Origin of the sequence: Streptomyces flavofungini, assembly GCF_041028215.1 — a bacterium.
Classification (GTDB): domain Bacteria; phylum Actinomycetota; class Actinomycetes; order Streptomycetales; family Streptomycetaceae; genus Streptomyces; species Streptomyces flavofungini_B.
Genome location: NZ_JASKYR010000167.1, coordinates 1 through 12661 on the forward strand (window position 1 = coordinate 1; position 12661 = coordinate 12661).

At 70.9% G+C, this 12661-nt stretch carries 11 protein-coding genes and 2 pseudogenes; 11 read left to right on the forward strand and 2 right to left on the reverse strand.

From position 1 onward, the window contains the following. The 7 genes from AB8Z36_RS14155 to AB8Z36_RS14185 all read left to right on the forward strand — a co-directional run. The coding region (locus AB8Z36_RS14155) for a helix-turn-helix transcriptional regulator (RefSeq protein ID WP_369213630.1) at positions 1–927 on the forward strand (927 nt) is incomplete at its 5' end. A gap of 513 nt (positions 928–1440) precedes the next feature. Beyond that, positions 1441–2136 carry a PAS domain-containing protein gene (locus AB8Z36_RS14160; RefSeq protein ID WP_440581915.1) on the forward strand — a complete coding sequence of 232 codons (696 nt, stop codon included), beginning with the start codon at positions 1441–1443 and terminating at the stop codon, positions 2134–2136. A 22-nt stretch (positions 2137–2158) separates the two neighbouring features. Continuing rightward, on the forward strand, positions 2159–2932 hold the full coding sequence (locus AB8Z36_RS14165; RefSeq protein WP_369213631.1) for an aminotransferase class IV: 774 nt from the start codon (positions 2159–2161) through the stop codon (positions 2930–2932). Positions 2933–3145: 213 nt separating this feature from the next. Further along, on the forward strand, positions 3146–3661 hold the full coding sequence (gene paaD, locus AB8Z36_RS14170; protein ID WP_369213632.1) for a 1,2-phenylacetyl-CoA epoxidase subunit PaaD: 516 nt from the start codon (positions 3146–3148) through the stop codon (positions 3659–3661). Between the two features lie 80 nt (positions 3662–3741). Further along, positions 3742–4140: a hypothetical protein gene (locus AB8Z36_RS14175; protein ID WP_369213633.1), complete on the forward strand. Its 399-nt coding sequence runs from the start codon at positions 3742–3744 to the stop codon at positions 4138–4140. Positions 4141–4293: 153 nt separating this feature from the next. Beyond that, positions 4294–6444: a hypothetical protein gene (locus tag AB8Z36_RS14180; RefSeq protein ID WP_369213634.1), complete on the forward strand. Its 2151-nt coding sequence runs from the start codon at positions 4294–4296 to the stop codon at positions 6442–6444. Then, entirely contained in the window at positions 6441–7493 is a 1053-nt protein-coding gene (locus tag AB8Z36_RS14185) for a hypothetical protein (protein WP_369213635.1), read from the forward strand. Before AB8Z36_RS14180 ends, AB8Z36_RS14185 begins: the two co-directional genes overlap by 4 nt. Here AB8Z36_RS14185 and AB8Z36_RS14190 read toward each other — a convergent pair. Next, positions 7471–8001 carry a hypothetical protein gene (locus AB8Z36_RS14190; RefSeq protein WP_369213636.1) on the reverse strand — a complete coding sequence of 177 codons (531 nt, stop codon included), beginning with the start codon at positions 7999–8001 and terminating at the stop codon, positions 7471–7473. The genes AB8Z36_RS14185 and AB8Z36_RS14190 overlap by 23 nt on opposite strands. 162 nt (positions 8002–8163) lie before the next feature. On the opposite strand from AB8Z36_RS14190, the gene AB8Z36_RS14195 reads away from it, so the two are divergent. Further along, complete coding sequence (locus AB8Z36_RS14195) at positions 8164–8877, forward strand: hypothetical protein (protein ID WP_369213637.1); 714 nt, start codon at positions 8164–8166, stop codon at positions 8875–8877. 31 nt (positions 8878–8908) lie between these two features. Here the strand turns inward: AB8Z36_RS14195 and AB8Z36_RS14200 are convergent, their stop codons facing one another. After that, the gene (locus tag AB8Z36_RS14200) at positions 8909–9655 is read right to left on the reverse strand and encodes a dienelactone hydrolase family protein (RefSeq protein ID WP_369213638.1); all 747 of its coding nucleotides are present in this window, start codon (positions 9653–9655) and stop codon (positions 8909–8911) included. 410 nt (positions 9656–10065) lie between these two features. Between AB8Z36_RS14200 and AB8Z36_RS14205 the strand changes: the two genes are divergently transcribed. From AB8Z36_RS14205 to AB8Z36_RS14215, 3 genes and pseudogenes are all read left to right on the forward strand, one after another. Beyond that, positions 10066–11661 (forward strand): PP2C family protein-serine/threonine phosphatase, encoded by a 1596-nt coding sequence (locus AB8Z36_RS14205; RefSeq protein ID WP_369213639.1) that lies wholly within the window; start codon positions 10066–10068, stop codon positions 11659–11661. After that, positions 11658–11906: pseudogene (locus AB8Z36_RS14210) on the forward strand (B12-binding domain-containing protein); the annotation flags it as partial. The gene AB8Z36_RS14205 and the pseudogene AB8Z36_RS14210, both read left to right, overlap by 4 nt. A 182-nt stretch (positions 11907–12088) precedes the next feature. Next, a pseudogene (locus AB8Z36_RS14215) lies at positions 12089–12661 on the forward strand (cobalamin-binding protein); the annotation flags it as partial.

Consider the following 12661-nt stretch of genomic DNA (forward strand, 5'->3'; position numbering starts at 1 on the left):
CTCGTCCACCTGGGCCGCGGCCGACTCGCCCAGGCCTGCGAACAGTCCGAGACGGCGCTGGGCATGACCGAATCGGGCCACCACTCCCTGGGCACGGTCGCCACCATGACCCACGCCATGGTCGCCCTGGAGTCCCGCGACCCCTCCCTCGCCGAACGCGTCCTGCACCGCGTCGACCGCACCCGCCCCCAGGGCCTGCCCCTCACCGGCCTGCTCCGCCTCCTGGAGGCCGTACGCGAGAGCGCCGGGGGCGATCACACCGGAGCCCTTGACTCCTTGCAGTCCTGCGGGCGGCAGATGGAGGCCGCGGGCTGGCACAACCCCGTCCTCTTCCCCTGGCGGCCCTGGACCATCAGCGTCCACCGCCGCATGGGCGACACCCGCGCCGCCCGCGTCCTGGCCGAGGAGGAGCACGCCCGCGCCGAACAGTGGGGAGCGCCCGTCGGCGTCGGCCGGGCCCTGCGGCTGCTCGGCCGGCTGGAGGAAGGCGGGCGCGGCACCGCCCGGCTGCGCGAGGCGGTCACCGTCCTGCGCGGCTCCGCCAACCAGCTCGAACTGGCGAGGGCGCTGCTCTCGCTCGCCGAACGCCTGGGCAGCGGGCCCGAGCCGGAGGCCCTCGCCCGGGAGGCCGCCACGCTGGCGACCGCCTGCGGCGCACCCCTGCTGGCCGAGCGCGCCACCCGCGGCACCGCGAGGACCCCCGTGTACACGGTGTCGCCCGAGAGCATGCTCACCCCGACCGAGCGCCGGGTCGCGGGCCACGCCTGCCAGGGCCTGACCAACCAGGAGATCGCCGCGGAGCTGGGCGTCAGCTCCCGCGCCATCGAAAAACACCTCACCCACTCCTACCGGAAACTGGGCATTCCCGGACGCCGGGAACTCATCGCCCTCATTTCCCGCGCGGAAAGCCAGAGTTTCCACAAGTAACCCTTGGATGAGGCGCCCGGGCCGTGATCCCCGTATATTCGGGGCGCGCCCCGGGCGTTTCCGTTTGCCCCGCCCCGTACGTGGCCGCGATGCGGTAATCGCTTTCTGGTTCGGTGTCTCCCGGTAAGGGGTCGGACTTCCCCCGCGCCTCGCGGAGGCGGCCGGTGTCCTGCGGTGATGGCGCTGTTCCGCAGAGTGAGAACGCCGTCCGATTCAAGCGGTTCTGTGGGCGTTACCCCCGGTCGGCGCGGTGCCGAAGGGTTCGCCCCGCGCACCGAACCTTCCCCACCGAACCTCTTCGGTGCGGAACCGAACCCACCGAAAGAGTCACCACAGTATTAGCAGGTCAGGCCGGTGGTGCGTTGACCCGCCATCGAGCGCCTTCGTAATATCCAAACGTCTTCCTTTTCTTCGCAACCTCTTTTTCCGGGACCGGCCCCGGGCCCGGAATCCCTCGCGCATCACCGGTATTTCGCCTCCCCAACGCACCGATAGAAGAAAGGTTTGAGTGTCTTGGCGCCGACCCCCCACGCCACGCTCATGGACCGCACCTCTGGTTTCGGTCCGCTCGACACCTCTGAGCCGGCGGACGGTCACACCGACGGCTTCGACCGGGCTGACGCCTACATCGCCTGCCTGGATCCCGCGCTCACCATCCAGCAGGTCAACCAGGAGTTCGACCGCCGTTTCGGCGGACCGGCCGCCAGCCTCTGCGGCCAGCACTTCTGCGACCTGATCCACCCCAGCGTCCGGCCCCCGCTGATGCAGCAGTTCTCCCGCATGCTGGAGGGCAAGCGCCAGCGCTTCCTCACCGAGGTCATCGCCGTCGGCCAGGAGTCCACCGCCTCCGCGCTCCCGCTGCGCGCCATGGCCGTCCAGGGCGGCCACACCCCCGACGTCGCGGCGATCCTGGTGGTGATGTCCCCCACCGACGAACGCCCCGAGGGCGCCGAGGAGATGGCACCGCCGAAGAAGCTCCTCAGCGAGATAGACGCCCGCATCCTGGAGGGCATAGCCGCCGGTGTCTCCACCATCCCGCTGGCCTCCCGGCTCTTCCTCAGCCGCCAGGGCGTGGAGTACCACGTCACCGGACTGCTCCGGGCCCTGAAGGTGCCCAACCGCGCCGCCCTGGTCTCCCGCGCCTACTCCATGGGCGTCCTCAAGGTCGGCACCTGGCCGCCCAAGGTCGTCGAGGACTACATCAAGTGACCGGCCCGGACGAAGTGACCCAATGATCGAAATCGACGGACGGCCGGCCACGGACGATGCGCTGGCCGCCCTGGCCCTGACCAACTACGGCCATTTCAGCACCCTTTTGGTGGAGGACGGCCGAGTGCGCGGCCTGGACCTCCACCTGGAGCGACTGATCCGCGACTGCCGGGTCCTCTTCGACACCGCACTCGACCCCGACCGCGTGCGCACCCTGGCCCGCAGGGCCGCACCGGAACAGGGCCGCCGGATCGTCCGGGTCACCGTGTTCGACCCGGCACTGAACCTCGCCACCATCGCGGCGGACGCCCATCCGCGCATTCTGGTCACCGCGCGACCGGCCCCGCAGGCCGATCCCGGCCCCCTGCGCGTACGCACCACGGCCCACCGCCGCGACCTGCCCGAGGTCAAGTCGGTCGCCCTGGGGCCCGCCCTGCGGCTCCGCCGTCGCGCCCAGCGGGAGGGGTACGACGACGTGCTGTTCACCGGGCACGACGGCGAAGTCCTTGAGGGCGGCACCTGGAACATCGGCCTGGTGCGCGAGGGTACGGTCGTCTGGCCCGGGGGAGACATCCTCTCCGGCACGACCCGGCAACTCCTGCGCCGCGCCGGGGGAGACCCCACGGACCTGCTCGACCTGACCGAACTCGACGCGTGCGAGGCGGCGTTCGCCACCAACGCCGCCATCGGTGTCCGCCCCATCACGCGCATCGACCACCGGGAGTACCCCGCCACCCACCCGGTGGTGACCCGGCTCGCCGAGACGTACCGGACGCTTCCCGCACACGCGCTCTGACCGCGCCTGGCGCTTTTCGCCCACCCGGCACCCTGCACTGACCCCGCGCCCCTTGTCGGCGCCGCCCGACACCAAGACGGGCGGCGCCGACGCGCGCACGCCCGCGCGCCGGGAGCGGGGCCCCTGCCGCACGCCCGCTCGACCGCACGGGACGCACGAGCGGAGCGCGCCGCAATTCGTACACGACACACGAGAGACCCCTGGAGCCACCCCATGACTGAGCCGCACCCGACCACCACCCGAAGTTCGCTGCGGGAGGTGCGCGAGCGGGTGGAGGCGCTCCCGGACCCCGAGCTGCCGGTGATCACTCTGGGGGAACTGGGTGTCGTGGGCCTGGTCGCCCCGGACCTGAGCGGAATCCTGGAGGTGCAGATCAGACCCACCTACCTCGGCTGTCCCGCACTGCCCGCGATCAACGCGGCGGTACGGGACGTCCTGGTCGCCTGCGGCCACCCGGACGGCCGCATCCGGCAGGTGCTGTCCCCGCCCTGGTCCACGGAGCGCATCAGCCCCGAGGGACGCCGCAAGCTCAAGGCCAACSGCATCGCCCCGCCCGTGTCCCCGGCCCCCGGCACGCCGCCGGCCGCCCTTGAGGCGGGAGGCGCGCCCTGCACCCACTGCGGTTCGCGGGCCACCCGGGCGCACCACACCTTCGGGCCGTCCAGCCGCCGGGCGATGTTGTGGTGCACGGCGTGCCGCAAGCCCTTCCCGCACCTGGCGGCCATGTGAGGCACACGGGGGTCACCGCCGCTGCCGGGTGAGGGCTCGGCGCGGCCGTGCCGGGCTGCGCAGCACGACACACTGAGCCCATGAGCAGATACGCGGAGGTCATCGTTCTCGCCCGCGACGCGGAGGAGGTGATGGAGCCGCTGACCCGACCGGACCCCGAGCGCGAGTGGTACCAGTGCTTCACCCCCGTCGACGACTCCGTCTTCGCGGGCACCGGCCCCGGTTCACCGCTGTGTTACGCCTGGGTCGTGCAGTTCGTCCGGCACAACTGGTACCTGCTTCTCGACCACTTGCAGTCCCTGCCGTGGCCTGACCCGCACTCCGTCCAGGTTCTCGTGCGCGACGAGGAGGACGACTGCTTCGGCCTCTGGATGCTCTACGACGGCGAGCTCACCGAGGTCCCCCTGCCCCGCACGTCGCGACGACTCGCCCCCGGCATCAGCGTCACCGGCACCCTGAGCAGAACCGACCGGGACTGAACCGTTCCGACCGGGCTTGCATCAACCATGCCCCCAGCGCTTCATCCTTTCGGCGCAACAAGTTCACGGTGAACGGCGTCGCAGCCGAGGGACGGTGTAGTGATCAGGCCTGGGAAGCAGGTCGGGCGAGCGCAGCATGGGGTGTGGTCGTTGATGCATCGATGGAACGTGTTCCGCCCCAGGGCGGGCCCACCCGGACGCCGATTCCGCGCGGCGCTGGTCCTGATGGTCCTCGCGGCCGTCGCGGCGCTGCTCGGCGCCGGATCCGGCACGGCACCGGCGGCGGGGGCCGGTGATCCGGCCGTCCCGCCCCTGTACACCGAGTGGGGGCCTCCGCTCTCGGAGACCACCATGGACGGCCACGACTTCATCATCGATGCCAACGGCGTCCCGCACCGCATCGGGGCCACGGGGGACAACAGCTACGCGATCGCCGCCCGCCTCTTCATCATCGAACAGATGGAGAAGACGGGGATGGCCTTCGACCCCAGGACGAAGACAGGCTTCACCTACGTCGCCCAGCACGACACCGAGAAGTACGTCCGCAAGGGGACCATCGGCCCGGGCGCGATCTCCGGCACGACCGCAGATCTGCTCAAGCTCGCCTGGAGCGGTGGACGGCTCCTCAGTGTCTCCCTCGTGGACGTGACGGGCACCTCGCAGCGCAAGACCACCCCAGAAGTCCTCAAGCGCGTCACCAGCACCGTGAACAACAAGCTGGGCATGAACCCCAAGGTCCGCAACCTCATCAAGCAGGCCGACAACGTGATCTTCGTGGCGGACAACAAGGACCAGGCCGAGGCGGTCGCGCGACTGTACGAGGGAGACCCCCACGTCCGCATCATCCACCCGGACTCCGGCTACGACACCGGGGAGTTCGAGGCGGGGAACGCGGCGCTGAGGCAAGCGGCCGGCCACCTGTTCACCGCCCGTCCGCCGGACTGTCCTCCGACGCGGGCGCACAGCGTGCGGCGCCCCGGCACCGCGCCCGGCACCGGCTCCGGTGTGCTTCGTGCCGCCTTCACCGCGCGCCGCGCCGCGGGCTGCGGTGAGCCGAGTCCGCAGAAGGCCGGAGGCCTCGCGCGGGGACTCGCCGCCGGTGCCCAGGACTCCGGCGGCATCGACTTCACCCGGCTCGAACTGCGCTACCTGGCCGACCCGGGCCCGGGCCACAGCCTGCGCTACGCCTTCCGGGCGCCCGTCACGGCGTCGGGCGCCGCGGGCAGGGGGAGTTCGCTCACCGGCCTCGCCGACGCGCGTACGGCTTCGGACTCCTTCTTCACCTGGCTGCGACTGAAGCCGTCGACCTTCTGGGTCAACCTCAACCCCGACGAACCCGACCGCGTCATCGACGCCCGCCTCGGCCGCACCGACACCGGCCGTGCACTGCTGGACGCGGATCTGCTGCTCAAGAAGACCACCGGCAAGCTGATCCACCCGGACACCAAGCGGGGCGCGAAGTACTGGCGGTCGCTGAAGGGCACATGCACGTCGTTTCGCACCTGGATCGTCCCCGAGCCCGCGACGGTGCACACCCGGGGCGACGAACTGCACATCCTCGAAGCACCGTTGGACGTGCAGATGGAGACGCAGTACCGCGGGCAGCGCGGTGCCGCCGGTACCACCGCGTGCCCGCGGCAGTCCGCGCACGTCCAGGAGCACAACGAATCCCTGTTCCGGCGGATGATCCTGCCCCGCGTCATCGAGGCGGTGAACACCTCCCCGGACTACGCCGACCTGCGCCGTGTGTACCTCAGCCGCGTCGCCGCCGAGTGGTACCGGGAGCTGAGCCTGCGCAAGAGCACGACCTACGGGGAGTTGATCGACGGCGGTGACATCGACGCGTACGCCACGCGCGGGAAGTGGAAGCCGAGGGACACCTTCGACGCGTATGTGCGCTCCTACTCCAAGGGCGAGTTCACGGTGACCCACCGCACCCGCAAGCACGACCGCGTCTACACGAAGACCTACCTCTACGGTGGCGTCGACTTCACCGACGTACGTCTCACCGCCGTGAGCGGCGACCGGATGAGGGGAGCCTGGCCCACCCTGGCCCGCGACGTCGGCCGGTCGCTCGACGCGCCGACACGCGACCGCGCCCAGGGACAGATCTGGTTCGGCGGTGGCGTCCCGGCCAGGGAGAGCCGGGTCCCGGGACCGGCCGTGACGGCGGGGGAGCGGGACGACCGGGGCAGGACGGCCGTGGTGGAGCGGTGGCTCGTGCCGGTGGGGGCCGCACTGACCGGGGTGGTGGTGCTGCGGTTCCTGGTCCGCATCCGGAAGACGAAGAAGGGGCGCACATGACGGTGGTTCAAGGCATCCTGGCTGCGATCGTGGCAGCGGTGGTGGGAGTGCCCTTCGCGGCCGTGCTCACCCTCTGGGGAGAGGGAGACCCGAAGGACACCAAGCGGGTCACGCTGGAGAAGAACTCAGCGGACCCGCACGGCGGCGGCCCCGACGAGATCACGCCCCTGGCCTGCTGCAATCTCCTCGTCGTCCTGGCGGCCATCGTCGTTTTGGAACTGGCGATGGCCGACGTGGTGGCCGACAGCATCAGTGCCCTGGCGATCGCCGCCCTCTGCGCGCTGATGGCAGCGGCGGTCCCCGGTGTGCGGTACGCCGGCGGGACACGCGGCCTGCCGCTGGCGCTGCACGTGGCGGGCGCGGTGGCGCTGGCGGCCGGGTGTCTGAGCGCCGGTGCCTTCGCAGCCGGGCCGGGGGCTCACCGGTCGGGGCTGACGCTGCTGGCCGTCACCGCGGTGGCCGCGGCGGCCACCGCGGTCCTCGCCCTGCTCCGCGCCCGGGTGACGCTCACCGTACTGCCGGTGGCCGCCGCCGTACTGCTGGCCGTGTTCGGCGCGGTCGCCTCGTCCGTGCACGGTTCGGCCGGTTACGCCATGCGCTACGGGCACCCCGTCAGCATGGCGCTGCCCAGCAGCTGTGTGCAGGGCAGGGGGATGGGATGCGTGTTCACCTGGGACCGGTCGGCCCACGGCCGGTCCGCCGCCTTCTCGGACGGCCAGCAGGTCACCGTCCACTTCAGCGAGGAGGGCCGGTCCCGGTACGGGCGCTACTACGCGCTCGGTGGTCTCTACGAACCCGGGGACGACAACGACCCCACCGGGGTCACCCTGGAGACCCGGGCCGTCGAAGGCGATGCCTATGTGACCCTTGGCTACGCAGCCGACTCCTGGACGCCCCTGGGCCGGTTCCGCCCGCCCGGGGCGGCCTGGGCGGCCCTGCCCCTTCTGCTGCTGCCGCTGGGGCTGCACCTGTTCCGTGTCAGGGACAGGGAGGCACAGCCCCTGCGGCGGCGGTCGAGGGCGGACGTCACACGGTCGGGGACGCGGTGAAGTTCGTGTTGCGGTAGGCCTTGCCGTCGCGGTTCCAGTCGAGCTGGATGATGCCGTCGGCGAGGTAGCGGCCCGAGCCCGCCTTGTACTTCATCGTTCCGGTCGTGTACGACCCGTTGCCCGCGGTGTTGCCGTGCTCCAGCTTGTACTCGAGGCCGGTGTAGTTCGCCGCCTTCACGACCGGGTCGGTGCCGGAGACCGACTTCTTGGTCTGGAGGTGGAACCGGGCGGCGTCGAGCACGTCCGTCTGGTTGACGTAGGAGACGGGACCCTCGAAGTCGACCCGGGCGTTGGTGTAGATGTAGCCGCCGGAACGCTTGGCGCACAGCTTGACGGTGAAGTTGTAGTTGTCGGCCCACGGACCGCTGTACGCCGGGTTGTCGACGGAGGCCTTGCTGCTCTTGCAGTGGTAGCTCGCGGCGGAGGCCGTGGTGGCGGTGGCGAGCGTGGTGCCGGTGACAGCGGCGGCGGCGAGCAGGGCCACGGCAGTGCGCTTGAACGCGGGCATGGTGTTGCTTCCTCCTACATGGATGGCGACGCGGAGGAGCCTATAGGCAGGTCAGAGCCGTACGGACAGGGCGGGGCCCGTGCCACTGCCCGGCGCCCCGGCACCGGGTGATAGCCTGCGCTCTTCGCCGGTCAGCCGGACGGAGTCCCCCAGCGGGTCGCCATGTCGCACCACCAGCAGCTGATGACAGCCCTCAACGCACTGGATCGCGCCTTCGCCTTCGAAGAGCCGTTCCCCGTCGGCGGTTGCACCAACTGCTACGGCGAGGAGGGCCTCGCCGAACTCTCCGGGCCGCTGCACCTCATACCCGACGACATGGTGTCCGCGGCCGCCGGAGAGGTGCCCAGCCACTGGGACGACTTCCCGCGTCTCTACCGCCGTCTCGTCCCGCGCATCATCCGTCCCCTTGTCACAGGTCGGTCCGAGGTCTTCGAGGAACTGATCGCTACCCGCCTGGTCGAGGCGGGCTGGAGCACCTGGGACGCGCCCCAGGCCGACGCCCTTCGCCAGGTCTGGACCGCGTGGTGGCGGGCGACCTTGCACACCCACCCCAGCCCGGTGCCCGTCAAGGACACCCTCGCCCTCGTCACTGTCGCCACCGACAGCCTGCGCCCGTGGCTGGATGTGTGGACCGCCACCCGGACCCCGGCCGCTGACGCGCACGTGGCGGACCTGCTGGACGATGTCCTGTTCGAGTGCAGGATCAACGACCTGAGGCTGGGGTTCTACGGTGAGTACCACGCCACCGCGGAGCTGGTGGAATGGCTCCTCAGCGAGGTGCGCGACCGGGTCGCCGATGCCCGCCTCGACGACCCGGACTTCATCCGCCACCTCCAGCAGTTGATCGGCGATCAGCGCTCTGATCCGGCACTCTGATCCGGAACTGTGATCCAGGTGGCGCGGGAGGTCAGTAACGCATCAGATGCCGCTTGAAGAACTGGGCCGCGGCATCTCCTTCGAACTGCGGTACGCCGGTGTGCCCGCCCATATTGGCGTGCAGGGACTTCTCCTTGGACGCGAAGGCGTCGAACAGGGCAAGGGAGGCCTGCCGGTCGTTTCCCTCGTCGTCCCATTGCAGCAGGACGTGCAGCGGAATGGTGACCCGGCGGGCCTCGTCGAACACGGCGCGGGGCACCAGGCTCCCGGCGAAGAGAACGGCCGCCGAGACGCGCGGCTCGACCACCGCGAGCCGGATGCCGATGGAGATCACTCCCCCCGAGTAGCCGAACGGGCCGCCCATTKCGGGCAGTTCGAGGAGGGCGTCCAGGGCGGCCCGCCACTCCGGGACCGCCGCCTCGACCAGCGGCAGGACCAGGGCGTCGACGATCTCGCCGTCGACCGGTGCACCGGCTTCCCGCGCCCGGCGCAGGTCGGCGCGGGCCTGCTCGACCGCGGGCAGGCGGGGGCGGTCGCCACTCCCGGGCAGCTCGATGGTCGCCGTGGCGAAGCCGTCGGCCGCGGCGTGCCGGGCCCGCGCCACCAGCCGGGCGTACATCGTGTGCAGCCCGAGGGGCGGGTGACCCAGCAGGATCAGCGGCGCCGGGGCGGAGGTGGAGGCGGATACGGGTGTCCACAGAAAGCCGGGGATATCGCCGAGAGTGAATGCGCGTTCGAGGACGGTGTCGTCGAGTCGCTGTTCGGAAATGAAGCGCATGGTCGTCATGCCTTTCGGGAGGGCTACGGAACGGCGCTCCCGGACGATCCTGCTTACCGTCCGACCGTGGCCCCGGAGGGGAGCACCCATGTCGATCCTGTGTTCACGGGTCCCACCTCCTCGTTCTCTCGCACGGCCTCTGGAAAGGTAACAGGGGGCCGCCGCAGCCCGTCAACGCCTTTTCCTCCGACGGTGCTGGGCGGATTATGCAGGAGGCGGGGCCCGAATGTCGGAGTATCGCAAAGGCCAGTCCGAAGACATATGCCACCGGTAACGTGAGTGTTGCCTGCTTTCAAGTGGATGGGTGGTGGGGATCCGCTTCGGCGGGTTTCAAGTCGATGGTCTCCTTGCCGGAGCAGAAGAACACTTGTGGTGCAGGACCTGCCGCGCGGCACGGCGAACCGTATCCGGTGGTCACTGTGGACGCGCGCGGCATCGTGCTGTCGTACAACGAGCAGGCCGGGGTGCTGCTGGCGAGGGTAGGTGTGGGCGTAGCCCTGGGCGATGTCGCACCCGCCTGGCTGGTCGAGGCACACCTGCGGCGGGTGCGAGGAGGGAGGGAGGAACCGGCCGCGTGGGCGGCCGGACGGATCGGCGGACATCGGGTGAAGGCGCTTGCCGGGCCGTGCGTGGGCGATGCACTGACCTGGTGGCTGGTGCGTGACCCCGCTCCGGCGAACGCGGCGCGTGAGCTGACGCGCGAGCGGGCCAAAGCCGGACTGCTCCAGGAACTCTCGTCCGAGCTCCTGGTGTCGCTCAACGTCGAGCACTGCATGGCGGTGATCGTGCAACGGGCGGCCCGCGACCTGGCGGACGCGGCGGTCATGGTCGGCATGGGCGACGGACACTGCTTCCCCGTGCTGCGCTGTGCCACCGGCGGACCGGTGGGCCAGGAGTGGATCGCTCTGGACACCGGACAACTGCCGGGCCTGGCAGAGGCGTTGCTGGGGCTCCCCGCGGTGTCCTCCTGCTGGATCGATCCGCACGCGGTGCCGCCCTGGGCGATACCGGAGGGCTTCGTGGACGACGCCGCCGAGATCGGTTCGGTCGTCGTGGTGCCGCTACCGGGCCACGGCGTACCGACCGGATGCCTGATCCTGCTGCGGCACCGCCAGGAAGCCTCGTTCGCACCCGCCGAGGAGTCCTTCGCCCAGCTCTTCGCCGCCCGCGCCGGCGCCGCCCTGTCCGTCGCCCGCAGCCACGCCCGCCAGGCACACAGCACCGAAGTGCTCATGCGCGACCTGCTGCCGCCCCAGCTCGGCCGCGTGCACGGCATCTGCTTCTCCGGCCGCTACCGCGCCTCGGTGGCGGGTGAACGCGTCGGCGGCGACTTCTACGACCTCTACCCCGCCGACACCCCGGAAGCCGAGACCGTCGCCGTCCTCGGCGATGTGTGCGGCAAGGGACTGGAAGCCGCGGCCACCGCGGGCCGGATCCGCAACGCACTCCAGGTGCTGCTCCCCTTCGTCGCCGACCACACCCGCGTACTGACCCTCCTCAACAGCGCGCTGCTCTCCACGGCCCGGGCACCCTTCGTGACCATGGTCCTCGTCTCCGCCGTGCGACAGGGTGCCCGGGTACGCCTGCGCGTCTCCAGCGCGGGTCATCCTGCTCCCCTCATCCTGCGCACCAGCGGCCAGGTGGAGGAGGCCCGGACCGGCGGCACACTGATCGGCGCCCTGACCGAGCTGGAGTTCAGGACCGCCGAGGTCGCCCTGGAACCCGGTGAGACCTGCCTGCTGTACTCCGACGGGATCACCGAGGCGCGCGGCGGGCCGCTGGGCGACGTGATGTTCACCGAGGACCGGCTGCGCACCGTGCTGGGCCAGTGCGTGGGGATGCCCGCCGAAGCGGTCACCGAACGCGTGCAGATGATCATCGCCCAATGGGTGGGGGACGGCCCGCGCGACGACATGGCCGTCCTGGCGATCAGCGCCCCGCCCCAACCGTCCGAACAACAACGAACAACTCCGCATGAACCAACCCGGAGAAGGTGGAATGCATGACCGCTGGAAGGGACTCACACTCCCTCGCCGAGCCGTTCGAGCAACTGTGGCAGGCGCTCGTCGAATGCGACGAGACACGAGCCGTAGCCGTCGCACGACGCGCGCTCGACACCGCACAGCCCACAGCGGAGACCCCCGCGGACGCCTCGGCCGTCGAGCAGCGGTGTGCCACGGCCGAGCGGGTCCTGCTCGAACTGATCGCACCGGCCCAGGAGCGGGTGGGCCGGGCCKRKSMGKCCAATGACATCACGGTGGCCCAGGAACACGCGGCCACGGCCATCAGTGAGCGGTGCATCGCCGCCCTGGCCKAGGCCACCGCCCCCGCCCGCGCCGGGGCGTCCGTGGGACGCGTCCTGGTGTCGTGCGTCGACGGTGAGTGGCATTCCCTGCCCGCGCGTCTTGTCAGTGAGGTGCTGCGGCTGCGGGGGTGGCGGGTCGGACCGAGCATCTGGTCGCGCACGCACGACGTATCCGCGCGCGGGCGGTGCTGCTGTCCTCCTCCATCCCGACGCTGCTGCCCGGCGCGCACAACGCGATCAGCTCATGCCAGAGCGCCGGAGTCCCGGTGCTCGCCGGGGGAGCGGCGTTCGGACCGCAGGGCCGCTATGCCCGGATCATGCGGGCCGAGTGGGCCATGGACGCCTCCGGCGCGGCCACCTTGCTCGGTGAGCGGCTGACGCCGCCCGACGCGGACGCGGCCCGCCTGCCCGACCTGGACCTGCCCCACCTGGCCGACCAGGAGTACACGATGATCCGCCGTACCAGACTGCAACTCGTCAAGCAGGCCCTCGCCGACGTCGAGGAGAGCTTCCCCGAAATGCACCAGTACACCGCGTACCAGCATGAGCGCACCGTCGAGGACATCGACTTCATCGTCAGCTACCTCGCCACCGCCCTCTACGTCGACGACCCCGGCCTCTTCACGCGGTTCATGACCTGGACCGCCGACATCCTGGCAGCCCGCGACGTCCCGCCCCGATGTCTCCTGCCCGCCCTGGAC

Coding starts and splice junctions, on each gene's coding strand:
- AB8Z36_RS14165 (WP_369213631.1), top strand. CDS start 2,159: ATGATCGAAATCGACGGACGGCCGGCCACGGACGATGCGCTGGCCGCC.
- AB8Z36_RS14175 (WP_369213633.1), top strand. CDS start 3,742: ATGAGCAGATACGCGGAGGTCATCGTTCTCGCCCGCGACGCGGAGGAG.
- AB8Z36_RS14180 (WP_369213634.1), top strand. CDS start 4,294: ATGCATCGATGGAACGTGTTCCGCCCCAGGGCGGGCCCACCCGGACGC.
- AB8Z36_RS14185 (WP_369213635.1), top strand. CDS start 6,441: ATGACGGTGGTTCAAGGCATCCTGGCTGCGATCGTGGCAGCGGTGGTG.
- AB8Z36_RS14190 (WP_369213636.1), bottom strand. CDS start 8,001: ATGCCCGCGTTCAAGCGCACTGCCGTGGCCCTGCTCGCCGCCGCCGCT.
- AB8Z36_RS14195 (WP_369213637.1), top strand. CDS start 8,164: ATGTCGCACCACCAGCAGCTGATGACAGCCCTCAACGCACTGGATCGC.